Here is a 22,813-nt window from a genome sequence, read left to right as displayed (position 1 = left end):
AAGCTACCGCGACAGGAAAGCCGCCACCGGTGCGGTGCGCAGCACCGTCCGCGTGACCCCGCCGAACAGCAGCTGGCGCAGCCAGGAATGGCTGTAGGCGCCGAGCACGAGCAGGTCCGCACCCGTTTCGGCGACCCTGGTCTGGATGATGTCGTCGACCGAGGCGCCGCCGGACCTCAGCACCGAGACGCTGACGGTCGCGCCGTGCCTGGACAGCGAGGCGGCGATTTCCGCGCCGGCCGTTTCCGGCGCCTCGTCGAGCGTATCCGGCGGGTCGATGACGACGATGTCCGTCTTCTCGGCCTCGATGATGAAGGGCAGGGCATCGAAGGCCGCGCGCGCGGCTTCCTTGCTGCCGTTCCAGGCGAGCAGCACATGCTTGAAGCTGGTCACCAGCGGACCCGAGTGCGGCACTACCAGCACCGGCCGGCCGGCGTCGTAGACCAGCGTGTCGACGTCGGCGCTCGGGTCGCTGCCCGATTCGCGTTGGGCGGCGATGATCAGATCTGCGGTGCGAACGGTCGAGATGCCGGTCAGCGCGCTGTCGCCGGAAAAACTCTCGAGGCTGCGCCATTCGAAGGACAGGCCGGAATTCTCGACGCGATTGTGAAAGGCGGCCTGCAACTTCTCGGCGCGCTCCCGGTTCATGTCGGCCGAAACTTGCAGGAACTCGGTGTCCGGAAAGCCGGTGGCCGAGGTGTAGGGCACGGGCAGCGCCTCGGCATGGATGCCGATCAGATGACTCTGGAACCGGCTGGCCAGCTGGATCGCGCAGTCGAGCACGCGCTCGGCGTCCTGTTCGTTCTGCAATATGGCGACGATGGTCTTGAATCGCATGGCAGTCCCTCACTCCTTACGGCGATCCCATCGTGACAAACGTCACTGCGCGATGCTTGGTTCCGTCACGCCGATCAGCCCGGCTTGTTTGCCTTGATCAAACCCGCCACCATAGCCTCTACATCGGCGCGTGCGGAGTCCAGCGCCTGCTGGCTGCGGGCGCGCACCACCAGTTCCGTCCAGAATTTGCCGTCGCCATATTTCGGATAGGAGCCGATGATCGTTTCCGGATGCGCCTTCTGGATGTCGCCCAGCGGCCCGCCGATCAGGCCTTCGCCGAACGGACATTCCACGGTGGCCGACAGCATTTTGGTGCCGGCCCGCAACGTCGGCACGACATTGTCGAGCATCGCCTGGAAAATCGCCGGCACGCCGGCCATGACATGGACGTTGCCGATGCGAAAGCCCGGCGCAACCGACACTGGCTTGTCGATGTGGTCTGCCCCGCGCGGCATCCGCGCCATGCGCTTGCGCGCTTCCGTGTATTCGATGCCGCGGGCAGCATAGCTTGCCTCCAGCAGGGCGTAGGCCCTGGCGTCGTATTCGCATGGCACGCCAAAGGCCTTGGCAACCGAATCGGCGGTGATGTCGTCATGCGTCGGGCCGATGCCGCCGGTGGTGAAGACATAGGTGTAGCGGGTGCGCATCGCATTCACCGCAGCGACGATCTCGTCTTCCTCGTCCGGAACGATGCGCACTTCCTTCAGGTCGATGCCGATCGCCGTCATGATATCGGCGAGGTGGCCGATATTCCTGTCCTTGGTGCGGCCGGACAGAATCTCGTCGCCGATGACGAGCATGGCGGCGGTGACGATTTCGGTCATGGCAGGCTCCGGCAAACGGGTCGCCTGAGATAGCGCGGCGGGCGGCCGGCGGCAATGCCGCCAAACGACGGATCCACCTGTGCCACCTCCTTGCAGTGGAGCCTTCGGCGGGTGATGCTGCGTGCGGGTTGGAGCCTTGAGCAAGACATGCCGGTACCGATTCTTCTATGGCTGCCCGGCGCGCTGGTTCTGCTGGCGCTCGTCGTGGCAGCCTATCCTCTGCTGGCGACACGGCGGATCGCGGCGAAAGCCGAAAGGCTGGTGCCGGCCAGCGGGAAATTCATCGAGATCGACGGCAACCGCATTCATTATGTCGAGACGGGCGAGGGGCGGCCGATCGTCTTCCTGCACGGCCTCGGCGCGCAGCTTCATCATTTCCGCCACACGCTGTTCGGAATTTTCGGCCCGAACTATCGGCTGATCGCGTTCGACCGTCCGGGTTCCGGTTATTCGGTGCGGGCCAGGGGCGCCAGCGGGCGGCTGCCCGAGCAGGCCGAGATCGTGCGGCGCTTTATCGAGGCGCTTGGGCTGGAGAAGCCTCTGGTCGTCGGCCATTCGCTGGGCGGAGCCATCGCACTGACGCTGGCTGTCGAGCATCCCGAGGCGATTTCCGGTGTCGCCTTGCTGGCGCCGCTGACCCATATGGAACCGGACGCGCGCGAGAAGTTCGGCCCGCTATACATCAACTCGCCGCTGCGGCGCCGGATCATGGCTCATACGGTGGCGATCCCCGCGGCTCTCAAATATGCAGAACGCACGCTGGCCTTCATCTTCGCGCCACAGACGGCGCCGGCCGACTATATGGTCGAGGGCGGCGGCTGGTGCGGGCTGAGGCCAAGCCATTTCTACGCAACATCGACCGATGTCGTGGCCATCGCGCATGACCTTGGCCGCATCGAGAAACGCTATGGTGAGATCACCATGCCGGCCGGCATTCTGTTTGGTGCTTCCGACCGCGTGCTGGGCATCGATATCCACGGCTGGCCGGTGATGGAAAAGATCAGCGGGCTCGATTTCGAACCTGTCGAGGGGCTTGGCCACATGCCGCAATTCGTCGAGCCGGAACGGGTCGTCGCTTTCATCGAGCGCATTGCCGACCGCGCATTTGCGCCGAAGTCCGACACCAGCGGCTGACACCCTCCCGGACGCGGTCTCGGCCGGCAGGGTGCCGCCCCGCGCATCCCGGCCGCCGGGAATACCTCCGAACCTAATCAGGATATCGGCTATTCCTTCACGGCTCCGGTCATCGAGGAAACATAGTGCTCGACAAAGAACGAATAGAGCACCACCACCGGCAGCGAGCCGATCAGCGCTCCCGCCATCAGCGCCCCCCATTCATAGACGTCCGAGCGCACCAGCTCGGTGAGCACGCCGACCGGCACAGTCTTGTTTTCGGACGACTGGATGAAGGTCAAGGCATAGATGAACTCGTTCCATGACAGCGTGAATGCGAAAATGCCGGCGGAAATCAGGCCCGGCACCGACAGCGGCAGCACGATCTTGGTGAGGATCTGCCAGCGGCTCGCCCCGTCGATCAGCGCGCATTCTTCCAGCTCGAACGGGATCGAGCGGAAGTAACCCATCAACAGCCATGTGCAGAACGGGATCAGGAAGGTCGGATAGGTGAGGATGAGAGCGAAGGGCGTGTCGTAAAGCCCAAGGTTGAACACCATCACCGACAGCGGAATGAACAGGATCGAAGGCGGCACGAGATAGGCGAGGAACACCGCGAGGCCGACCTGCCGCGCCCCGGAGAACCTCAAGCGTTCGATCGCATAGGCAGCGAACACCGCAGCCAGCAGCGACAGGAACGTGGCGGCGGTCGAGATGATGATCGTGTTGAGCAGCCAGCCCGGATAGGACGTCTCGAAGAGCAGGTAGCGGATATGCTCGAGCGTCGGATGCACCACCCAGAACGGGTTGAAATTGGCGTAATCGGTCATCTCGAGATTGGGCTTAACCGCCGTGATCGTCATCCAGTAGAACGGAAACAACAGCACGATGACGAATATCAGCAACGGCAGATAGACCGTCACCACGCGGCGCGGCACGCTCTGCAGGTAGCCCATGCCGCCTTCGTCGACTTTCGGGCGTTTACTCGTTTCGATCGCGGTCATGTCAATCTCCGCCGCCCTGCTGCCATTTGCGCCGTTGCAGGCCAAAGTAGCTGAACAGGATCGCCGCCAGCAGGAACGGGATCATGGCGACTGCGATCGCGGCGCCTTCGCCAAGCTGGCCTCCGGAAATGCCGCGCTGGAACGACAGCGTCGCCATCAGGTGGGTGGCATTCACCGGCCCGCCGCGCGTCAGCACATAGATCAGCTGGAAATCGGTAAAGGTGAACAGTACCGAAAACGTCATGGTGATGGCGATGATCGGCGTCAGCAGCGGCAGCGTCACGTAGCGGAACAATTGCCAGCGGCTGGCGCCGTCGAGCGTGGCGGCCTCGTAGAGCGACTGCGGAATCGTCTGCAGGCCGGCAAGCAGCGTGATCGCCACGAAAGGAATGCCGCGCCAGACATTGGCGGCGATGACCGAAGCCCGCGCATTCTCGGGATCGCCGAGGAAATTGATGCGATGGTCGATCAGGCCCATTTCCATAAGCGCCCAGGACAGGATCGAGAACTGCGAATCGTAGATCCACCAGAAGGCGATGGCCGACAGCACCGTCGGCACCACCCAGGGAAGCAGGACGATCGCGCGGAAGAACGATTTGAACGGCAGGTTCTGGTTGAGGATAAGCGCCAGCCAGAGGCCGAGCACGAACTTCAGGATCGAGGCGCTGATCGTATAAAGCAAGGTGTTGAAAACGGAGAGCCAGAAGACGGCGTCGTCCCACAGATATTCGTAATTCTCGATGCCAATGAAGATGCCGGGGCGGCCGATGCGGGCATCGGTGAAGCCGAGCCAGACGCCGAGCCCGAGCGGATAGGTCAGGAAGACCAGCAGCAGTGCCGCCGCCGGCAGCATGAAGCCGAAGCCAAGCGCGTTTCGGCTATCGGCCAAGGTCGCCAGGATGCGAGACAAGATCGAGGGACGCGGCTGAACGGCGGCGGAGGTCACGGCCATGGGTCGGCTCCTCTAAGGTTTCGTAAACGGCCGGGCGGCCATGCGCGATTCGAAGCCGGGCAGCATGGCTGCCCGGCCGAGCCGGCTCAAACGCGATAGTAGCGGTTGGCGCGCTTTTCGGCCTCTTCCATCGCCTCTTGCGGCGTCGCCTGGCCGGTCACCGCCTTGGCGAACATGTCGACCAGCACATAGTCGGCCATGGTCGCCGCCGAGGCATAACCGAGCGGGCCGGCATAGCCGTTGGGCCGCAGCGTCGCCGAGGCCTTGGCGTAAGCGGCATTGTTCGGATCGGCCGTCCAAACCGGGTTGTTGTCGAAGGCTTTGAGCGTCTGGCAGCAATAGCCTGCCGATGACGTGATCCACTGCGACATTTGCGGATCCTCGAACATGAACTGCAGGTAGGCCTTGGCCGCGTTGGGGTAGGGCGTGTAGTCGAAGATCACGGCCGTGGTCACCTGGAACAGCTCGACGGATTTTCCGACCGGGCCGATCGGCAGGTTGGTGGTGCGGATGTCCTTGGCTATTTCAGCCAGCTTCGGATCCTTGTCCTTGTTGATCTTGGCCGTGTTGTAGGCCGAAATGCCGTTGGCGATGACGCTCAATTCGCCGGCCAGGAAGGCGCGGTTGTTGTTGACGTCGAGCCAGCTTTCGGTGCCGGGAATGAAGGTCTTGTAGAGTTGCTGCGCGTATTCGATCGCCTTCAGCGTCTCGGGGCTGTTGATCGTCACCTTGCTGTTCTCGTCGACCATCTGGCCGCCATGGCTCCACAGCAGCCAGTGCGCGTAGTTGTTGCCGTCGCCGACGCCGTGGCCGTGCGTGAAGCCGGCCGGGTGCCCCTTCGCCTGCAATGCCTTGCAAAGCTCGAGCAGGCCTGCCGTGTCCTTTGGAAATTCTGAGAAGCCGGCCTCCTTCACCCAGCTTTCGCGATAGACGATGGCATTGCCGATGGTCGCCAGCGGCAGGCCGAGGAACTTGCCTTGCCGTGTCGCATATTGGTGCGGTCCATCGTGCCAGCCGCCATATTTCGAGCCGAGATATTCGCCTAGTTCCGTCACATCGTGCAGCTTGTCGGGATATTGGTGCGGGTCGTCGAACCAGACGAACATCAGGTCCGGGCCGGAGCCGACATTGGCGGCGACCGCCGCCTTGGGGCGAATGTCCTCCCAGCTTTCCTTGTCGACGCGGACCTCGACGCCGGTCGCTTCGGTGAAGCGCTTGGTGTTGGCCAGCCATTGATCCTCGTCGCCCTGCACGAAAGGCGACCAGCGCAGCAGCCTGAGCTTGGCGCCGTCCTCGGGCTTGTATTTCAACCCCTCTTGAGCAAAGGCGGGAGAGCCGATGAACCGGCTTCCCAAGGCTCCCGCCGCCGCGCCGGCGGTGGTGCGGATCACGTCGCGTCTGGTGAATTTCATGTTCGCTTCCTCCTGCTTATTGTCCTTGCCGTCCTACTGCCCGATGGGTGTTTCGAACCGCTGTCCGGTTTTGCCGTGAAAGAGATGGATGAGGCCAGGCTCGGCCGTAAGCCGGATGGTTTCGCCCGGCGTGAAGGAATGCCGTTCCCGGAAATTGGCGACGATCTCCTCGCCGCCGGCGGTTCGGCCGATGAGCTGCACTTCGGACCCTGTCGGCTCGACCACCGCGACGGTGACCGGAATGCCCTGATGGTCGGACAGCCGTAAATGCTCGGGCCGTATCCCCAGCACGACCGGCTCACCATTGCCGATGGAAAGTGCCGACGCCAACGGGACCGAAATCCCTCCGGCGCCGCGAAATGACGGCGAGCCGTCGCTTACGATCTCGCCCCTGAGCATGTTCATGGCGGGCGAGCCGATGAAGCTGGCAACAAACAGATTGTTCGGCCGGTCGTACAGCTCGAGCGGCGGCCCGATCTGCTCGACGATGCCGTCATGCATGACGACGATCTTGTCGGCCATGGTCATCGCCTCGATCTGGTCGTGGGTGACGTAGACCGTCGTCGTCTTCAGGCGCTGGTGCAGTTCCTTGATCTCGGCGCGCATCTGCACCCGGAGCTTGGCATCGAGATTGGATAGCGGCTCGTCGAACAGGAAGACCTGCGGATCGCGCACGATCGCCCGACCCATGGCAACGCGCTGGCGCTGGCCGCCGGAAAGCTGGCGCGGATAGCGGTCGAGCAGCGGCACCAGTCCCAGGATTTCGGCCGCGCGCCGCACGCCGGCATCGCTCTCCGTCTTGGGAACGCCCTTGAGCATCAGCGAGAACGCCATGTTCTCGGCAACCGTCATATGCGGGTAGAGCGCATAGTTCTGGAAGACCATGGCGACGTCGCGCTCCTTTGGCGCAACGTTGTTGACCACACGTTTGCCGATCGCGATCTGGCCGCGCGAGATCTTTTCCAGGCCGGCGATCATTCTGAGAAGGGTCGACTTTCCGCAACCCGAAGGTCCGACCAGCGTGACGAACTCGCCGTCGTTTATATCGACGCTGACCCCGTGCAGGACCTCGACGGTCCCAAATGATTTGTAGACATCGCCGATTGCGACAGACGCCATCGATCTCCTCCCGATTGATTCCTGCAACGACTTCGAAGGAAACCGCTTTCTGCCTGGCCCGCGGCGACGCCCAGGCTCCTCCCCGGTCACGCGCGATGTAAGACGGTAGCGCTACCAAACCGACCTGTAAAGCACGCCGGCATCACTGGGATATCGACACGCCCTAATCCGAAACCTCGGTCTGCGGCCGGTCGCGGCCGTCGGCGAGCTCGTCGTGCCAGTTGCCGTCGGCGTCCTCGTACTGGATGCCGTCGGTGTTGCCGGCGACCTGCTGTTCGGCCGAAGCGATCTCGGCGGCGCGCAAGGCATCCTGATGGGTGGGGAACGTTTCGGAGAATGTCGAGCCGACCTTGTAGGCCCAGCCTCCGTCATGCTCAACGATCTTGTAGGTCAGTTTCGCCATGAAACCCTCCGGTTGAAAGCCCGTTGCCTCAATGCAGCCTGTCGTCGGCCAGCCTGTCGTCTGGCAGCCTGTCGTCTGCGACCAGCACGTCCGATTCCCTGGCGGCTTCGATCAGTGCCCGGCGCGCATCCGCCGTCGAACGATAACCTTCCAGCACTTTTAGGCAAGTGTCGAGGGCATCACGATGACGGGGCCCGCGATTGAGTGGCCAGACCGTCATCAGGCACTCCGCCGCCTCCTGGGCGCTGCGGATGTGGCGATACTTGCCGACATGGCCGAGTTCGACCACGACCGGCTTTTCAAATGGCTTGCTGTCCATCATCGCCGCCAACGCGGAGCGGCCGATTTGGTTGCAACTGCTATTTTAGCTCAGGCGAAAATAGCTCAATAGCCGCAGCCATTGCGCAGCCAGCGCGCATTCGCCCAGCCGGTGCGGCCGCCGAAATCGACCTGGTACCAGTTTCCGCGCCGGTCGAAGATCTCGGTTTGGTCGCCGTTGAACAATTGCCCGATCATGCGTGACGACGAGTTCGGTCGGGCCCGAACGGCGAGAAAGCCACTTCCGGTTGCCAGATTGTAGTGCTTGGAAAGACCGTGAACCGTACCTTCGCAATATTGCGCCCCGGCCGGCGTCGATGCGGCGAACGACAGCCCGGCCACGACCGCGGCGGCAGCCGCAATGGAAATCCCCCTGAACGACATATCTCTGCTCCCCCAACCCGCCGCGCCCAGCCGCGGCCCCGGCCACTCTACACCGGCAGAGGATCAGTGCGAAGCTGTGCTGGCCCGCCCAGCGAGACGAACCCGCCGTCAGTTCGCCGCCTTCATCCAGTGCTGCATCGTCGTCACCGAGCGGGCAAGCTGCGGCGCCGGGTGGATTTTTTCGCCGAAGGTGGCCGCGGCGCGCCAGCCCCAGCGCGGATCGGCAAGAAAGGCGCGCGCCAGCGCCACCATGTCGGCGCGGCCGTCGGCGACGATCGCCTCGGCCTGTTTCGGATCGTCGATCAGGCCGACGGCCCGCGTCGGGATGCCGACGGCCTTACGCACCGCTTCGGCCAGATGCACCTGGTAGCCGGGCCCAGAGGGCAGCTTCTGCAACGGCGAATTGCCGCCACTCGAGCAGCAGAGATAGGCGACGCCGGCTTCCTTCAGCGCTTTTGTCACTTCGATCGCATCCTCGACGTCGAAGCCGCCATCGACCCATTCCTTGATCGACAGACGCGCGCCCAGCATCAGCCTGGGCACCGCCTTCTTTACCGCCTTGGCGATCTCGACGGCGAAACGCATGCGGTTTTCCAGCGAGCCGCCCCAGCGGTCGGTACGCCGGTTGGAAAGCGGCGACAGAAACTGGAAGATCAGATAGCCATGCGCGGCATGCAGCTCGATGAAGTCGAAGCCGGCGCGCTCGGCCCGCCGCGCCGCGTCGGCGAAGCGTTCGATGATTTGCAGGATCTCGTCGTCCTCCAGCGCCCGCGGCACCTGCCAGCCGGTGTCGTAGGCGATAGCCGAGGCCGATACGATCGGCCACGGGTCCTGATCGGCGTGCAGCGGGCCGCCGCCCTCCCAGGGTTTTCGGTTGGAGGCCTTGCGTCCGGCATGGGCAAGTTGCGTACCGAATTTCGTGCCCGGCGCGGCGACGCGCTTGGCTGCATCCAGCGTGCGTCGCGCCGCCGCCTCATTGTCCTCGGAATAGAGGCCGAGACAGCCATGCGAGATGCGGCCGCGCCGTTCGACATCGGTCATCTCGACGGTGACCATGCCGGCGCCCGACATCGCCAGGTTCATCCAGTGATAGAGATGCCAATCGCTGGCCGAGCCGTCCTCGGCCGAATACTGGCACATCGGCGCGACCGCGATGCGGTTGGGGAAGGTGAGGCCATCGAGGGTGATCGGCTGGAAAAGCGATGAGGTCATAAAAAACTCCGGAAAGGGTTGCCGCTATTTAGGCAGCCGACTGTGCCAGCGCCAGACACGAGACGGTGAAACGGCCGCTGGACCAATTGGTGGACCGATTGCACGAACGGCCGTTCGCGGCTACGCCTTGCCGCGGCAGCAGAGAGTCCACCATGGAAGATCGCATTCGCATCCGCTCTGAGGAAATCCTTTCCGACGAATGGGCGGTTTTGAAAAAGACCGTCTTCGATTATCGCCGGCGCGACGGCAAATGGGAAACGCACACCCGCCAGACCTACGATCGCGGCGACGGTGCGGTGATCCTGCCTTTCGATCCCGAGCGGTCGACGGTGCTTCTGGTGCGGCAGTTCCGCTACCCGGCCTACGTCACCGGCCACAAGGAGCCGCTGATCGAGGCCTGCGCCGGCCTGCTCGACGAAGACGATCCCGAAACCTGCATCCGCAAGGAGGCCGAGGAGGAACTCGGCTACCGCCTGAAGGACGTGCAGCGGCTGTTTTCGCCCTATATGAGCCCCGGCAGCGTGACCGAGCGGCTCTGGTTCTTCGTCGCCCGCTATTCGCCCGCCGACCGCATTTCCGACGGCGGCGGCGCGCATGACGAAGGCGAGGACATCGAGGTTTTGGAAATGCCGCTCGACGAGGCGCTGGCCGGCATCCACGATGGTCGGATCATCGACGCCAAGACGATTATTTTAATCCAGCATTTGAAGCTGAACCCGATTGGGAGGTGAGGGGGCCAGAACCGGGTCGAGCGCCCTGGTCTCCAGTTACGAAGGGTATCAAACGAAGACCAATCTGGTGCGGACGACGGGAATCGAACCCGTACGATCAGAGATCGAGGGATTTTAAGTCCCTTGCGTCTACCAATTCCGCCACGTCCGCAGGCCAGCCCTTTTCAGCCGCCAGCCAAAGGCCGTCAAGCCGTCTTCTGCCGTCGACAAATCTGGCACTGGAAGCTAGCGAGGGCCTCACCCACGGAGATACAAACAAAATCGTTTCACCTGGAGATGTTTTTAGCGACAGCTTCCGAGGCTACCGCGAATGCGTGTCCCCCGTTCGCAGGATGCGTTCGGGCGCTCTGGCCTGATAGACTCCAATCGGCAAGTGGATCGGCGCGCCGATACTCGACGCCGTCGTCTACAGACACTGGGAGATTGTCATGCTCAAGCTTGCCTCTGCCCTGGCACTGCTGCTTGTTGGGACGGCGCCTCTGTCTGCTGACGAGATGCCGATGAACGCCAAAGACATCAAATGGGGTCCTGCTCCTGCTGTCATTCCTGCTGGGGCGGAAATGGCTGTTGTCGCTGGAGATCCCTCAAAGGACGGCGCCTTTGTGCTGCGGTTGAAGACACCCGCAGGCTACAAAATTGCCGCACATAATCATCCCACCACGGAATACATGACGGTGCTTTCCGGCAACTTCCATTTTGGAATGGGCGATAAGCTCGACGAGGCGAAAGGCGTCGAACTGACTGCTGGCGGCTTCGGCGTCGCACCGGCCGGAATGAATCACTTCGCCTGGACGACAAGCGATACGATCGTAGAGGTTCATGGCGAGGGGCCATTCAAGATCACCTACGTCAACCCGGCAGACGACCCGAGCAAGAAGTGACAGTTCGGGATCGAATTGATTGAACCGGCCGAAGGCTAGAACGATGGAGTGCGTCACACTCCGCGACCGTCGATTCAGTAAGATCCGCTAACGCGGCGAAAGCTGATTAGCCGGAATCATATTCCGCTTGGGCCATTTTGCCATGAACGACGCTAAAACAAAAAACCCGCCTCGGCGGGCGGGTCGTTGGAGCCAATTAGCACCATAGCCAAATTAGTAGCATAGCTGCCGGCACAAAGCAAGAACAAAGTTGCTGCGGCCGGCACAAAATGCCCTTGGCGATTGGCGAAAGCCGTGGCGCATCAATCTCCCTCCTTGAGGGGGAGATGGCCGGTAGGCCAGAGGGGGTCGTCGCGCGTGGATCGGCGACCCCCTCTGTCGCCTTCGGCGACATCTCCCCCTCAAGGGGGGAGAGCTGCAACTTCGCCGTCCGCGCTTGCTTCCTCGCTGGTCAAAACCCTCGCGGCTTGGCACAGTCGGGCAAACGGGAGCCTGTTGATGCCGAAGACCGCCAACGCGACAAAACCAAAACCCTGGGCCGAGATGGCGACGCATCTGGTCGATGTCGCCATGGGCCGCAAGCCCGCCGATCTCGTCATCCGCAACGGGCGCTGGGTCAACGTTCATTCCGGCGAGATCATCGCCGGCACCGACATCGCCATCGCCGGCGGTCGCTTTGCCTATTGCGGGCCGAATGCCGGCCACGCCATCGGCCAGGGCACCAAGGTGGTCGATGCCGGCGGCCGCTATCTGGTGCCGGGGCTTTGCGACGCGCATATGCATGTCGAGAGCGGCATGGTGACGGTGACGGAATTCTGCCGCGCGGTGATCCCGCACGGCACCACATCGATGTTCATCGATCCGCATGAGATCGCCAACGTGCTCGGCCTGCCGGGCGTACGGCTGATGCATGACGAGGCGGTCGCCATGCCGGTCAACGTGCATGTGCAGATGCCGTCCTGCGTGCCGTCGGCACCGGGGCTGGAGCATGCCGGCGCTGAGCTGACCGTCGCCGATGTTGCCGAGGCGATGACCTGGGAGAACATCGTCGGGCTCGGCGAGGTGATGAATTTTCCGGGCGTCGCCGCCAATGATCCGGTGATGTCGGGCGAGATCGCGGCGACGGTGAGGGCCGGCAAGACTGTCGGCGGGCATTATGCCTCGCGCGATCTCGGCCTGCCGTTCCACGGCTATGTCGCCGGCGGCCCCGAGGACGACCACGAAGGCACGCGCGCCGAGGATGCCATCGCCCGCGTCCGCCAGGGCATGAAGGCGATGCTGCGGCTGGGCTCGGCCTGGTATGACGTGGCCTCGCAGATCAAGGCGGTGACGGAGAGCGGACTCGACCCGCGCAGCTTCATCCTGTGCACCGACGACAGCCACTCCGGTACGCTGGTGCACGAAGGCCATATGGACCGGGTCGTGCGCCACGCCATCAGCCAGGGCTTGAAGCCGGTGACTGCGATCCAGATGGCGACGCTCAACACCGCCCAGCATTTCCGGCTGGAGCGCGAGATCGGCTCGATCGCGCCGGGACGGCTCGCCGATCTGCTGATCGTCTCCGACCTCGCCGAAATGACCATCGACGAGGTCTATGGCCGCGGCGTCAGGCTGGCCAAGGGCGGCAAGCTCGAAATCGACATTCCGGCCTACAACTATCCGCGGACGGCGAAGAACACCGTCAAGCTCGGCAAGAAGCTCAAGGCAGGCGATTTCGACATCGCGGCACCCATGGGCGCCAACGAAATGCGGGTGCGGGTCATCGGCGTCATCGAAAACCAGGCGCCGACGCGGGCGCTGGAGGCCGATCTTGCCGTCGAGGACGGGCTGGTCGCCATGGATCGCCGCAACGATGTCTGCCAGATCGCGCTGGTCGAACGCCACAAGGGCACCGGCGGCGTCACCAACGCCTTCGTCTCCGGCTTCGGCTATATCGGCGACTGCGCGATGGCCTCCAGCGTGGCGCATGATGCCCACCACATCATCGTCGTTGGCACCAACAAGCAGGACATGGCATTGGCGGTGAACCGGCTTGGCGAGGTCGGCGGCGGCGTCGTGCTGTTCTCCAAGGGCAAGGAACTGGCGCTGGTCGAAATGCCGATCGCCGGGCTGATGTCGGACGAGCGGGCGGAAATCGTCGCCGCCAAGGCGGACAAACTCAGCGACGCCATGCGGCAGATGGGCTGCTCGCTGAACAACGCCTACATGCAGCACTCGCTGCTGGCGCTGGTCGTTATCCCCGAGCTCAGGATTTCCGACGTCGGCTTGATCGACGTGACGACCTTCCAGAAGGTTGATTTGTTCGTTTAGCGCTGTCGATATGCCGGCCTGCAAATGGCAATTTTCTGCGCTTCCGGTGGTCCCTTCAGGGGTAAATCGCGTACCCTGAAGATTAGCCGAACATCCGTCGCTTCGTCATCCCAGGGCGGAGCAGGAGCGAAGCGACGTCGCGAAGACCCTGGGATCCATGCCGTTACATCTGTGGCGCACGAAGGCGGATCAGAATCGAACGCCTCTTGGCTCCGGCAGGCAATCCAGCGATGCCGAAAGGTAACTGACGCTGTTGCGGATACAAGCCATTCCGAACCGCTGCAATCTTCGGCAGATGTAACGGCATGGATCCCAGGGTCTGCGCTCCGCTTCGCGTTCGCTCCGCCCTAGGATGACGAAGGCATGGTGGCTTAGGTTTAATCGCCAGCGTCGGCGATTAGCGGCTGCAGGCCGATCGACAGCGATCGCTCACCCGCCGGTGGCGATGGTCAGCACTTTGAACGGCGTGGTGATGACGATTTCGGCGACCGAACCGACGGCCTTGCCGAGGCCCTGGCCGAGATTGTCGAGCTGGGCCGGCGCGGTCTCTTCGGAGGCGAGGCCCGCCGGGGCGCGCAGGCGGTCGCCGAGCAGCTGCACCAGGAACGGGTTGTCGGCGAATTTGGCGTGGTTCAGCCGGTCGCCGCCCTTGGTCTTGGTCAGGTCGACCACCGAGACGCCATAGCTGGCGAGGTCGGCCGCGTCGCCATAGTCGCCGACGCGTGGCTTGTCGCCAGAGATCAGGGTCGACAGCCTGAGCGCCCGGTCGTCGCCCGAAAGCAGCACGGCGAACGGCTTGTCGGGCTTGCCGTAGCGGATCATCTGCTTCTTGAACACGTCGACGTCGATGTCGGGTGAGGCCAGGATGACGTAGCCGAGCTTGCCGCCGAGGTCGCGGTCGCCGGTGATGGCAAGCTGGCGCAATGCTTCCATGGTCACCCAGGTCCCCATCGAATGGGCAATGATGTCGATGCTCTTGGCGCGGCTCTTGGCGAGCATGCGCAGCGTCGCTTCGAGATCGTCGCGCGCCGCATTGGCGCTTTCCTTGTCGTAGATGTAGCCGGTCGTCTTGCCGCTCGACGCCCACGAAAACAGCACCGGCGTTCCTGGGTATTTCGTGTCATGCGCGATCTGCGTCAGCCGGTAGATGCCGTCGTCGAAGCCGTTGTTGAAGCCGTGCACGAAAACCAGCGCGCGGTCGCCGCGCATGGCGATATCGGCGCCGACCGCCTTGGCGAATTGCGGCGCGCCTTCGTAGAAGGTGACGCCGGTCGCCGTGAAATCCTTCGCCGGATTGCTGTTGGCCGAGCCCTTGACCCGCTCGATGGCGCCGAGCTGGTGAATTTTGGGCACCGTCACCTCGACGCTGGCAAAGCTGGTGGTCGGCGAACGGTCGCCGTCGAACACCTGCCGGGGCGCTTTCATTGCCTTTTGCCGGGTTGTGGCGACGAAGATCTTGTGCGTCGCCGCAATGTCCGAAGCAGGCACGGTGATCGTCGTCTTGTTGAGCAGATCGTGCGTGTTCTGGCCGGCGCAGCCTGCCAGCGCGAGCGCGAACGCAACGACGAGAAAGATCTTCGAAGGCACGGTCACGCGGGCTCCCGCAAAGGCGACGTCGAGCCGGAGACGTCTTGGCCTATTCGATAGAGGCAGAGGTAGGCACGGTCCAGTTCAAACTGTTCCGATGGTGCGGCGATGGTCAACAGTTACTGCCGCGCAACGCAGCTATTGTCCGACCGAGGCGATGCGGTCCGTCACTTCGCGGTCGCTGGCAAACCCGTCATCCTCGCGCAGCTTCTGGCCGATCAACTGCACCAATTCCGGGTTGTCGGCGAATTTGGTGTGGTTGAAACGGTCGGCACCCTTGACGCTGGAGAGGTCGACGACCGACACGCCGTAGCTGGCGAGGTCGGCGGCGTCCTTGTAGTCGCCGACGCGCGGCCGCGCGCCGGCGATCAGGCCGGACAGCCTGAGCGCCCGGTCGTCGTCGGAGAGCAGCAGGATGAACGGCTTGTCCGGCTTGCCGTAGCGGCGCATCTGGCTCTTGAACACGTCGACGTCGATGTCGGGCGAGGCCAGCACGACGTCGCCGAGCTTGCCGCCGAGATCGCGGTCGCCGGTGATGGCGAGCTGGCGCAGCGCCTCCATGGTGACCCAGGTTCCCAGCGAATGGGCAACGATGTCGATGCGCCGCGCGCCGGTCTGCGCCAGCATTCTCAGCGTTACTTCGAGCTGGTCGCGGGCAACGCTGGCGCTTTCCTTGTCGTAGACATAGTCGGTGGTCTTGGCGCCCGACGCCCAGGAAAACAGCACCGGCGTGCCCGGATAGCCGGAATCATGGGTGATCTGGGTGACGCGGTAGACCGCGTCGTCGAAGCCGGTGTTGTAGCCGTGGACGAAGACCATGACGCGGCCGCCGCGCGCCGCGATGTCGGCGCTGAGCGCACTGGAGAATTTCGGCTGGGTGTCGTAGCCGACAACCTCGGAAGCCATGAAGTATTTGGCCGGATCGTCCGACTTGCCGCGCGAGCGCCGCTCGATCTGGCCTGTCTTGTGGATGCCGGGGACGGTGACGTTGACGCGGGCATAGTTCAGCGTCGCCGACCGCTCGCCGTCGAAGACCTTGTTGGGATCGTCGGAGCGCTTGCGCGTCGTTGCGATGAAGATCGAGTGGTTGCCGGCGATTTCCGTCACCGGCACCGCCATCATGGCGCTGCCGAGCAGTTCCTCGGTTTGGCGGCCGCCGCAGCCGGCGAGCAGCGCGGCAAGGACAATGATGCAAATCGTCTTCAAGGGCACTTAAGCAATTCCACTCCGGCCTGACCAAAGGCCATCCACCTCCGCCGCCCCTCCCGGACAGGCGAAGTGCGGCAGAAGTAAGTCGCGGATGCCGAAATGCGCTCAGTGCCTCGCGACGGCCATCGCACTGTTGCGCGAAAGCCAGAACGGCGGCAGGAACGCCGGGATGTTGGAAAACGGCAGCACTTCCGGCTTCAGCCTTATGCCAAGCACGTCGGTCATGAAGGCGCGGCGCGCCTCGATGCGGCGCCAGGCTTCGGGATAGCGCGCGGCGATCTCTTCGCGCAGCGCGTCGTCTGCCAGCGCGATCCCGTCCTCGATGTTGGTGGTGAAATAATCGGTGCCGGTCGCTGGGATGATGTCGACCTGCAAGGCCATGCCCGACTTCAATCTGATATCGGAGCCGGAAAATACCGGCGAATGCATCCATTCGTCGATATGGATGAGATGGCCGGGGTTGAGCGCTACGCCGAAGAACCGATCGCCGATCCGCTCGTGCACCGCTTGCCACAGTGCGCCGCCGGGAACGCCGATGCCGACCGTCTCATACCAGTCGACGACGGCGCAGAAATAGGGCGCGACCAGTTTCTCGACATAGTCCCGGATGCCCGTTGGAAGCTCGGCCGCGTCCTCGACCAGAAAACCGGCGCGGGCGTTGAGCGAGCCCTGGATGCCATAGGCCATGGTGATCGGGTCGCCGCGTTTGATGACGTCGAGACGGGGGCTCGGCAAGCCATAGGCTGCGCGCCTGCCGGCCGACAGCATCGGGTGACAGCATTGCGGCAGGCCGTTGATGCCCATCAGCCGCGCCGCCTGCAATTCGGTCATGCCGGGTTCGATGACCTGCAGGACATTGCGCAGGCCTTGCGAGGAATAGGTCGCGGAGAATTCGAACGCGGCCAGCTGGTCGGCCTCGTTGATGGCGCGCAGGCCGTCGGCAGGGTTCATCAAAAGGTTCGCCGCGTTGACGATCACACCCCTGTCGCCGGCAAGCGTCCGTAGCGTGTCGGCGATGAAGGACGGCAGGTCGAGCGTCGTTTCGCCAAAACCGGCATCGCCGGGACCGAACGGTTTCCAGCCGATGGCGCCGATGCGCTGGCCGGCCTTCAGGCCGCAATCGGCAAGAATGTCGGCGAGCGCTTGCGAGCGGTCGCGCGGCTGCGCCGGCAGCGAGAACGTCTGGTAGAGCACGCGCTCGTACGGCCCGTCGCAGATCTCGGCATAGCCCCAGCCCTCATTGCCGACCAGCAGTTTCGGCGGCTTGTCGGGAACGATGACCAGCAGCGTCTCCTCGAAGCGCGGATCGTAGCCGCAGAGATAGGCAACATTGGCGGCATGTTCGCGGTCGCCATAGACGACGAACGCGTCGAACTCCGCTTCGCCGCCGCGTGCAACCAGTGCCCTGATGCGGGCCTCATAGGTGGCGAGCGGGAGCAGCGGCATCACCGTCGGCTCGCCGAACTCCGGCAGCGACACGGTTTTCTGGGCCACCGATGCGACAGGCATGAACAGACGCTCCTAACGGCCAACGAGGTTTTGGGAACACCCTTTCAGGGTGGCCGGACAATGGCTTCGTGAAGCCGGATATGCAATAGCGGGACCGAATTCGGCTAGCCTGTGGGGTGCTCTTGCCATGACCAGTTTCTCCTCTCGCGTCGCTGCCGCCGCTGCCGCGATGCGCGAGATCTTTCCGGAAACGCCGCTGCAGGAAAACGACTATCTGTCGAAGAAGAGCGGCGCGCGGGTGCTGCTGAAGCGCGAGGACCTGACGCCGGTGCGCTCCTACAAGATCCGCGGCGCCTTCAACTTCTTCCGCAAGACGCTTGCCGCCGGCAACGCTGCCGAGCTGTTCGTCTGCGCCTCGGCCGGCAATCACGCGCAGGGCTTTGCCTTCGTCTGCCGCCATTTCGGCAAGAAGGGCGTCGTCTTCATGCCGGTGACCACGCCGCAGCAGAAGATCGACAAGACGCGGCTGTTCGGCGGCGAGTTCGTCGAGATCAGGCTGGTCGGCGATTTTTTCGACGACTGCTACCGCGCGGCACTCGAATTCACCGAAACTGCCGGCGCCCACATGGTGCCGCCGTTCGACCATAAGGACATCATCGAAGGGCAGGCGACCGTCGCCTACGAGATATCAGGCCAGATGCCCGGTGCGCGCATGCCCGACATTGTCATGCTGCCGGTCGGCGGCGGCGGCCTGGCCGCCGGCGTCACCCATTATTTCGCCGACCAGCACCGCGAAACGCGCTTCGTCTTTTGCGAGCCGGCCGGCGCCCCGAGCCTGAGCGAGAGCCTTGCCGCCGGAAAGCGGGTCAAGCTCGCCAAGGTCGACAATTTCGTCGACGGAGCGGCGGTGGCCGAGATCGGCCGCGAGCCGTTGCGCCACCTCAAGGAGTTTGCTGCCGATGCCGTACGGCTGATCCCGGAAAACCGGCTCTGCGCGACCATGATCGAAATGCTCAATGTCGAAGGCGTCGTGCTCGAGCCGGCCGGTGCGCTGGCGATCGATGCGCTCAAGGATTTTTCCAAAAAGGAAATCAGGGGCAAGACCATCGTCGCCGTGGTGTCCGGCGGCAATTTCGATTTCGAGCGGCTGCCGGATGTGAAGGAACGGGCGCTGCGCTTCGAGGGCTTGAAGAAATACTTCATCATCCGCTTTCCGCAGCGGCCCGGCGCGTTGCGCGATTTCCTCGAATTGCTAGGCCCCGACGACGACATCGCCCGCTTCGAATATCTGAAGAAATCGGCGCGCAATTTCGGCTCGGTGCTGATCGGCATCGAAACCAAGGAACCGCCGCAATTTCGACCTGCTCAAGGCGAATTTCGACGCCGAGAGCGTCCACTACCAGGACATCACCGACAACGAGACGCTCGCCGGGTTCATTATATGAGCAGCAACGATCTTCCGAACGCCCCGGCGAACGTTTTTATCGCGCTGTTTTCCGGCATCAATGTCGGCGGCAATCGCATCGTCAAGATGGCGGAACTCAGGTCATTTTTTGAGCAGCTCGGCTTCTCCGATATCGCCACCCATGTGCAGAGCGGCAACGCCGTGTTCCGGTCGCCAGACGGCGATGCGGCGATGCTGACCAGGCGGCTGGAAGCGGAATTCGAGAAGAAATGGGGCTTCCATTCGCGCATCATGGTGCGCGATCTCGGCTGGCTCGAGCGGCTGGCGGCGGACAATCCCTATCCGGAAGTGGCCGGCGAGCCGACCAAGCTGCATGCTTATGCGCTGGAGCGCCGGCCGACCGCCGAGGAGATCGCCCGGCTGGCGGAAAAATGCACCGGGCCCGAACGCTTCGAGATCAAGGGCGACGTGCTCTACCTGCATGCGCCCGACGGCCTCGGCAAATCGGTCTTTGCCAATCTCATCCCGCGCGTTCTGAAGGTGCACTGCACGGCGCGCAACTGGCGCACCGTGCTGATGCTGCTCGAGATGGCCAAGGCCCGCGCTTGACAGGTCGTCTACGCGGCCGGAGCGCGTTTCCAGTCGAATGCCAGCTCTTCACGGAAGGCGAAGCGCTTGATGTGCTCGGCGACGACCGTTTCCAGGCGCTCGAGCGAGCCAGCTTCATCTGTCGTCACCGCAATGTGCAGCGCAGCCGGATCCGCATCGAGAACCGTGCGGCCGAGCGTCAGATCGATGGTGCCGTGGTTCGGGTCGAATTCGACGGGAAACTTGTGCGCCCAATGTTTGCACAGCTGCTGCAGATAGCGGCTGGCATGTTCGGTGGCGACGTCGACATGGCTGGCCGGCATGAATGAATTCTCCTTGGGAAGGCGGACGCGAAAACCGAACCAGCGCCCGCCTGCGTCCGCTCAAGATAGCGTGATCGGTTACCAGCTGCCGGTGTTCGGCATCGACGCCCACGGCTCGGCCTTCGGCTTGGCCGGACCTTTCTGCAACAGCTCGATCGAGATGCCGTCCGGCGATTTGACGAACGCCATGTTGCCGTCGCGCGGCGGCCGGTTGATGGTAACGCCATTGTCCATCAGCCGCTGGCAGGTGGCGTAGATGTCGTCGACCTCATAAGCAAGATGGCCGAAATTGCGGCCGCCCTTGTAGTCTTCCGGGTCCCAATTGTAGGTCAGCTCGATCAGCGGCGCCTTTTCGGAGATGCCGCTCTGCTCGTCTTCGGGCGCGGCGAGGAAGATCAGCGTGTAGCGGCCCTGCTCGTTTTCATGGCGGCGCACTTCCTTGAGACCAAGCTTGTTGCAGTAGAAATCGAGCGAAGCATCGATGTCGGCGATGCGGACCATGGTGTGCAGATAGCGCATGATTTCCTCCTTATGTTGCGTTGCGGCGCACCATAGGGGCGGCCCGGCCAAAGGGCAATCGGCCACGCTTGCCGGCGCCGGCAAACGGCAAATCCGCTATTCCTGTACGGAACCGTGAAAAAAGGCACGTCAGGTCTTGCACACACCGGAAGCCGCGGTGTTAATCTGATACCAAGAATCAGTTGCAGTGTTTCTTGAAAAAAGGGGGCGTTCTTATGGGGGAAAAGGCCTCTTTCATGGGGCGGGACGGGGCCGGTAACGATGCGTTGAAGCGGGATGAGAGCGCCGATACGGCCGATCTCGTCGAAATCGCCGGCGCCATCAAATGGTTCGACGTGGCCAAGGGCTACGGTTTCATCCTTCCCGATGATGGTACTTCGGGCGACATCCTCCTCCACGTGACATGCCTTCGAAAGGACGGTTTTCAGACCGCGCTTGAAGGCGCCCGCGTCGTCTGCCTGGTCAAGCAGGGCGAGCGTGGGCTGCAGGCCTTCCGCGTGCTCTCGATGGATGTCACCACGGCGATCCATCCGGCGGAGATGCAGGAGCAGCGCACCCATGTCGCGGTGACGCCGGAAAGCGGCCTCGAACGGGCGCTGGTGAAATGGTTCAACCGCACCAAAGGGTTCGGCTTTCTGACCCGGGGCGAGGGCACCGAGGATATTTTCGTCCACATGGAGACGCTGCGCCGCTACGGCATCACCGAACTCCGCCCGGGCCAGGTGGTGCTGGTCCGCTTCGGACGCGGCGACAAAGGCCTTATGGCTGCCGAAATTCACCCCGATATGGGTACCTTGCCGGTCTCGCATTAGTTCCGGTCGAGGATTTCATATGGCTCACAGGAACCGGCTGACGGCGGGCGCGCTCTGCGCCGGGATTTTCCTCATCGTCGCCGCAAGTGCGTTCTTCTATTTTCAGCAACCGAGTTCGGCCGACGGCAAGGCGATGATCCTTCCCGTCGACCCGGCGCCGCTGGTCGCGGTGACGAAGGCCGGCGAGCGTTCTTTCTCCGTCGAAATTGCCGACACGCCCGCCGAGCGCGAGGCCGGCCTGATGTTCCGCCGGCACATGGCCGACAATCACGGCATGCTGTTCGTGTTCGGTGCGCCGCAGGATGTGAGCTTCTGGATGAAGAACACGCCGATGCCGCTCGACCTGATCTTCGTCGGCCAGGACGGCCGGATCCGGGCGATCAAGCAAGGCGAGCCGCAGTCGGAGGCGATCATCTCGCCGGACGAACCGGTGCGCTTCGTGCTCGAGCTCAAGGCAGGCACCGCCGCCAAAAAGGGCATTAAGGACGGCGACCTGCTGCGCCATCCGGCCATCGGCACGGCGCCGGGGCCGGCCATGCCGCCGCCCGACAAGGGCGACGCGCCGAGTGTCGATTCCGACTGAACGAACGGGCAGGATCTTCGGCCGATGCAGTTCTTCTCCCATGATGGTTTCGACCTTGCTTTCCTTGACCGCCAACCGGCATCGGGGCAGGGCGATCCGGTGCTGATGATCCACGGCTTTGCCTCGAGCCATTACGTCAACTGGGTGTCGCCCGGCTGGTTCAAGACGCTGAACGATGCCGGCTACCGTGCGATCGCCTTCGACAATCGCGGCCATGGCTCGTCGTCGAAGAGCTATGACGAAGCCGACTACACGCCGGCAGAAATGGCGTCCGACGCGGCAGCGCTTTTGAACCATCTCGGCATCGAACGCGCCCATGTCATGGGTTATTCGATGGGCGCGCGCATATCGGCGTTCCTGGCGCTCTCCAACCCGGACAAGGTGGCGACGCTGGTCTTCGGCGGTCTCGGCATCGGCATGGTCGACGGCGTCGGCGACTGGGATCCGATAGCCAACGCCCTTCTGGTCGACGATCCGGCAGGCACCAGCGATCCGCGCGGCCGCTCGTTCCGCGCCTTCGCCGATCAGACCCGCAGCGATCGCCGGGCGCTCGCCGCCTGCATCGCCACCTCGCGCGAATTGCTGAGCGAGGCCGACATTGCCCGCATTGCCCAGCCGACGCTGATCGCCGTCGGCACCAAGGACGACATCGGCGGCTCGCCGGATGAACTCGCCGCTCTGATGCCCAACGCCAGGGCTTTTCACATCGAAGGCCGCGACCATATGCTGGCGGTCGGCGACAAGACCTTCAAGCAGCGTGTGCTGGAGTTTTATGCCGAGCATCCGCTTTGATGGACGGCTCCCAAAGCGGCCATTGGGCCTGAAGCTGGGGTCCTTA

General features: G+C 63.4%; 23 protein-coding genes, 1 tRNA gene and 1 pseudogene. 9 read left to right on the top strand and 16 right to left on the bottom strand.

Annotated features, from left to right (window positions below; all coding sequences use genetic code 11):
• Window positions 1-3 precede the first annotated feature (3 nt).
• Window positions 4-837, bottom strand: coding sequence for a universal stress protein (locus tag NKJ13_RS18155; protein WP_352738086.1), 834 nt, complete (start codon window positions 835-837; stop codon window positions 4-6).
• Window positions 838-911: 74 nt separating this feature from the next.
• Window positions 912-1,661 (bottom strand): competence/damage-inducible protein A, encoded by a 750-nt coding sequence (locus tag NKJ13_RS18150; RefSeq protein ID WP_352777967.1) that lies wholly within the window; start codon window positions 1,659-1,661, stop codon window positions 912-914.
• Window positions 1,662-1,808: 147 nt separating this feature from the next.
• Between NKJ13_RS18150 and NKJ13_RS18145 the strand changes: the two genes are divergently transcribed.
• Complete coding sequence (locus NKJ13_RS18145) at window positions 1,809-2,795, top strand: alpha/beta fold hydrolase (RefSeq protein WP_352738090.1); 987 nt, start codon at window positions 1,809-1,811, stop codon at window positions 2,793-2,795.
• 89 nt (window positions 2,796-2,884) lie between these two features.
• Here the strand turns inward: NKJ13_RS18145 and NKJ13_RS18140 are convergent, their stop codons facing one another.
• The 8 genes from NKJ13_RS18140 to NKJ13_RS18105 form a co-directional block, all read right to left on the bottom strand.
• A complete protein-coding gene (locus tag NKJ13_RS18140) occupies window positions 2,885-3,778 on the bottom strand; it encodes a carbohydrate ABC transporter permease (protein ID WP_352738092.1) in 894 nt (297 codons plus the stop codon).
• A 1-nt stretch (window position 3,779) separates the two neighbouring features.
• On the bottom strand, window positions 3,780-4,730 hold the full coding sequence (locus tag NKJ13_RS18135; protein WP_254817687.1) for a carbohydrate ABC transporter permease: 951 nt from the start codon (window positions 4,728-4,730) through the stop codon (window positions 3,780-3,782).
• Window positions 4,731-4,816: 86 nt separating this feature from the next.
• Window positions 4,817-6,142 carry an ABC transporter substrate-binding protein gene (locus NKJ13_RS18130; RefSeq protein WP_254817688.1) on the bottom strand — a complete coding sequence of 442 codons (1,326 nt, stop codon included), beginning with the start codon at window positions 6,140-6,142 and terminating at the stop codon, window positions 4,817-4,819.
• A 33-nt stretch (window positions 6,143-6,175) separates the two neighbouring features.
• Complete coding sequence (locus NKJ13_RS18125) at window positions 6,176-7,261, bottom strand: ABC transporter ATP-binding protein (protein WP_352477401.1); 1,086 nt, start codon at window positions 7,259-7,261, stop codon at window positions 6,176-6,178.
• Between the two features lie 163 nt (window positions 7,262-7,424).
• A complete protein-coding gene (locus NKJ13_RS18120; RefSeq protein WP_254817690.1) occupies window positions 7,425-7,664 on the bottom strand; it encodes a DUF2188 domain-containing protein in 240 nt (79 codons plus the stop codon).
• A 28-nt stretch (window positions 7,665-7,692) separates the two neighbouring features.
• Entirely contained in the window at window positions 7,693-7,986 is a 294-nt protein-coding gene (locus NKJ13_RS18115; RefSeq protein WP_352467305.1) for a DUF982 domain-containing protein, read from the bottom strand.
• Window positions 7,987-8,048: 62 nt separating this feature from the next.
• Complete coding sequence (locus NKJ13_RS18110) at window positions 8,049-8,366, bottom strand: SH3 domain-containing protein (protein WP_352509431.1); 318 nt, start codon at window positions 8,364-8,366, stop codon at window positions 8,049-8,051.
• Window positions 8,367-8,474: 108 nt separating this feature from the next.
• Window positions 8,475-9,578, bottom strand: coding sequence for an NADH:flavin oxidoreductase/NADH oxidase (locus tag NKJ13_RS18105; protein ID WP_352777964.1), 1,104 nt, complete (start codon window positions 9,576-9,578; stop codon window positions 8,475-8,477).
• Window positions 9,579-9,730: 152 nt separating this feature from the next.
• Between NKJ13_RS18105 and NKJ13_RS18100 the strand changes: the two genes are divergently transcribed.
• Window positions 9,731-10,309 (top strand): NUDIX domain-containing protein, encoded by a 579-nt coding sequence (locus tag NKJ13_RS18100; RefSeq protein WP_352509429.1) that lies wholly within the window; start codon window positions 9,731-9,733, stop codon window positions 10,307-10,309.
• A gap of 65 nt (window positions 10,310-10,374) precedes the next feature.
• Here the strand turns inward: NKJ13_RS18100 and NKJ13_RS18095 are convergent.
• Window positions 10,375-10,460: transfer RNA gene (locus NKJ13_RS18095), tRNA-Leu, on the bottom strand.
• A 277-nt stretch (window positions 10,461-10,737) separates the two neighbouring features.
• Between NKJ13_RS18095 and NKJ13_RS18090 the strand changes: the two genes are divergently transcribed.
• Together NKJ13_RS18090 and ade are read left to right on the top strand one after the other, a co-directional pair.
• A complete protein-coding gene (locus NKJ13_RS18090; protein ID WP_352509427.1) occupies window positions 10,738-11,190 on the top strand; it encodes a cupin domain-containing protein in 453 nt (150 codons plus the stop codon).
• A 498-nt stretch (window positions 11,191-11,688) separates the two neighbouring features.
• Complete coding sequence (gene ade, locus NKJ13_RS18085; protein WP_352777962.1) at window positions 11,689-13,500, top strand: adenine deaminase; 1,812 nt, start codon at window positions 11,689-11,691, stop codon at window positions 13,498-13,500.
• 429 nt (window positions 13,501-13,929) lie between these two features.
• On the opposite strand, the gene NKJ13_RS18080 is transcribed toward ade, so the two are convergent.
• From NKJ13_RS18080 to NKJ13_RS18070, 3 genes are all read right to left on the bottom strand, one after another.
• Window positions 13,930-15,093, bottom strand: a complete 1,164-nt coding sequence (locus tag NKJ13_RS18080; protein ID WP_352705096.1) for an alpha/beta hydrolase — start codon at window positions 15,091-15,093, stop codon at window positions 13,930-13,932.
• A 132-nt stretch (window positions 15,094-15,225) separates the two neighbouring features.
• Window positions 15,226-16,299: an alpha/beta hydrolase gene (locus NKJ13_RS18075; protein WP_254817699.1), complete on the bottom strand. Its 1,074-nt coding sequence runs from the start codon at window positions 16,297-16,299 to the stop codon at window positions 15,226-15,228.
• 102 nt (window positions 16,300-16,401) lie between these two features.
• Window positions 16,402-17,805, bottom strand: coding sequence for a hypothetical protein (locus tag NKJ13_RS18070; RefSeq protein ID WP_352777960.1), 1,404 nt, complete (start codon window positions 17,803-17,805; stop codon window positions 16,402-16,404).
• A 127-nt stretch (window positions 17,806-17,932) separates the two neighbouring features.
• Here NKJ13_RS18070 and ilvA point away from each other — a divergent pair.
• Both ilvA and NKJ13_RS18060 read left to right on the top strand, forming a co-directional pair.
• Window positions 17,933-19,190, top strand: a pseudogene (ilvA, locus tag NKJ13_RS18065) (threonine ammonia-lyase IlvA).
• Window positions 19,187-19,759 carry a DUF1697 domain-containing protein gene (locus NKJ13_RS18060; RefSeq protein WP_352777957.1) on the top strand — a complete coding sequence of 191 codons (573 nt, stop codon included), beginning with the start codon at window positions 19,187-19,189 and terminating at the stop codon, window positions 19,757-19,759. The pseudogene ilvA and the gene NKJ13_RS18060 overlap by 4 nt, the downstream one beginning before the upstream one ends.
• Before the next feature lie 8 nt (window positions 19,760-19,767).
• Here NKJ13_RS18060 and NKJ13_RS18055 read toward each other — a convergent pair whose 3' ends face one another.
• Both NKJ13_RS18055 and gloA read right to left on the bottom strand, forming a co-directional pair.
• A complete protein-coding gene (locus NKJ13_RS18055) occupies window positions 19,768-20,061 on the bottom strand; it encodes a DUF2218 domain-containing protein (protein WP_254817703.1) in 294 nt (97 codons plus the stop codon).
• A 78-nt stretch (window positions 20,062-20,139) separates the two neighbouring features.
• On the bottom strand, window positions 20,140-20,580 hold the full coding sequence (gene gloA / locus NKJ13_RS18050) for a lactoylglutathione lyase (protein WP_352509416.1): 441 nt from the start codon (window positions 20,578-20,580) through the stop codon (window positions 20,140-20,142).
• Window positions 20,581-20,795: 215 nt separating this feature from the next.
• Here gloA and NKJ13_RS18045 point away from each other — a divergent pair, with 215 nt between their 5' ends.
• The 3 genes from NKJ13_RS18045 to NKJ13_RS18035 are packed head-to-tail and all read left to right on the top strand — an operon-like array spanning window position 20,796 to window position 22,767.
• Window positions 20,796-21,392 carry a cold-shock protein gene (locus NKJ13_RS18045; protein WP_254817705.1) on the top strand — a complete coding sequence of 199 codons (597 nt, stop codon included), beginning with the start codon at window positions 20,796-20,798 and terminating at the stop codon, window positions 21,390-21,392.
• A gap of 19 nt (window positions 21,393-21,411) precedes the next feature.
• Window positions 21,412-21,975, top strand: coding sequence for a DUF192 domain-containing protein (locus tag NKJ13_RS18040; RefSeq protein WP_352777955.1), 564 nt, complete (start codon window positions 21,412-21,414; stop codon window positions 21,973-21,975).
• Between the two features lie 24 nt (window positions 21,976-21,999).
• Window positions 22,000-22,767 carry an alpha/beta fold hydrolase gene (locus tag NKJ13_RS18035; RefSeq protein ID WP_352777953.1) on the top strand — a complete coding sequence of 256 codons (768 nt, stop codon included), beginning with the start codon at window positions 22,000-22,002 and terminating at the stop codon, window positions 22,765-22,767.
• The last annotated feature ends 46 nt before the right edge of the window (window positions 22,768-22,813 follow it).

Source organism: Mesorhizobium sp. M0174 (assembly GCF_040322275.1).
Classification (GTDB): domain Bacteria; phylum Pseudomonadota; class Alphaproteobacteria; order Rhizobiales; family Rhizobiaceae; genus Mesorhizobium.
Note: the sequence above shows the minus strand (reverse complement) of the source record. Positions and strands in the feature narration are given on the sequence as shown.

Bases quoted from the DNA above. Each gene is read 5' to 3' on its own strand.
- NKJ13_RS18060 (WP_352777957.1), top strand. From the start codon at position 19,187: ATGAGCAGCAACGATCTTCCGAACGCCCCGGCGAACGTTTTTATCGCG.
- NKJ13_RS18140 (WP_352738092.1), bottom strand. From the start codon at position 3,778: ATGACCGCGATCGAAACGAGTAAACGCCCGAAAGTCGACGAAGGCGGC.
- NKJ13_RS18155 (WP_352738086.1), bottom strand. From the start codon at position 837: ATGCGATTCAAGACCATCGTCGCCATATTGCAGAACGAACAGGACGCC.
- NKJ13_RS18045 (WP_254817705.1), top strand. From the start codon at position 20,796: ATGGGGGAAAAGGCCTCTTTCATGGGGCGGGACGGGGCCGGTAACGAT.
- NKJ13_RS18145 (WP_352738090.1), top strand. From the start codon at position 1,809: ATGCCGGTACCGATTCTTCTATGGCTGCCCGGCGCGCTGGTTCTGCTG.
- NKJ13_RS18090 (WP_352509427.1), top strand. From the start codon at position 10,738: ATGCTCAAGCTTGCCTCTGCCCTGGCACTGCTGCTTGTTGGGACGGCG.
- NKJ13_RS18150 (WP_352777967.1), bottom strand. From the start codon at position 1,661: ATGACCGAAATCGTCACCGCCGCCATGCTCGTCATCGGCGACGAGATT.
- gloA (WP_352509416.1), bottom strand. From the start codon at position 20,580: ATGCGCTATCTGCACACCATGGTCCGCATCGCCGACATCGATGCTTCG.
- ade (WP_352777962.1), top strand. From the start codon at position 11,689: ATGCCGAAGACCGCCAACGCGACAAAACCAAAACCCTGGGCCGAGATG.
- NKJ13_RS18115 (WP_352467305.1), bottom strand. From the start codon at position 7,986: ATGATGGACAGCAAGCCATTTGAAAAGCCGGTCGTGGTCGAACTCGGC.
- NKJ13_RS18125 (WP_352477401.1), bottom strand. From the start codon at position 7,261: ATGGCGTCTGTCGCAATCGGCGATGTCTACAAATCATTTGGGACCGTC.
- NKJ13_RS18130 (WP_254817688.1), bottom strand. From the start codon at position 6,142: ATGAAATTCACCAGACGCGACGTGATCCGCACCACCGCCGGCGCGGCG.
- NKJ13_RS18040 (WP_352777955.1), top strand. From the start codon at position 21,412: ATGGCTCACAGGAACCGGCTGACGGCGGGCGCGCTCTGCGCCGGGATT.
- NKJ13_RS18035 (WP_352777953.1), top strand. From the start codon at position 22,000: ATGCAGTTCTTCTCCCATGATGGTTTCGACCTTGCTTTCCTTGACCGC.
- NKJ13_RS18135 (WP_254817687.1), bottom strand. From the start codon at position 4,730: ATGGCCGTGACCTCCGCCGCCGTTCAGCCGCGTCCCTCGATCTTGTCT.
- NKJ13_RS18120 (WP_254817690.1), bottom strand. From the start codon at position 7,664: ATGGCGAAACTGACCTACAAGATCGTTGAGCATGACGGAGGCTGGGCC.
- NKJ13_RS18110 (WP_352509431.1), bottom strand. From the start codon at position 8,366: ATGTCGTTCAGGGGGATTTCCATTGCGGCTGCCGCCGCGGTCGTGGCC.
- NKJ13_RS18070 (WP_352777960.1), bottom strand. From the start codon at position 17,805: ATGCCTGTCGCATCGGTGGCCCAGAAAACCGTGTCGCTGCCGGAGTTC.
- NKJ13_RS18055 (WP_254817703.1), bottom strand. From the start codon at position 20,061: ATGCCGGCCAGCCATGTCGACGTCGCCACCGAACATGCCAGCCGCTAT.
- NKJ13_RS18105 (WP_352777964.1), bottom strand. From the start codon at position 9,578: ATGACCTCATCGCTTTTCCAGCCGATCACCCTCGATGGCCTCACCTTC.
- NKJ13_RS18100 (WP_352509429.1), top strand. From the start codon at position 9,731: ATGGAAGATCGCATTCGCATCCGCTCTGAGGAAATCCTTTCCGACGAA.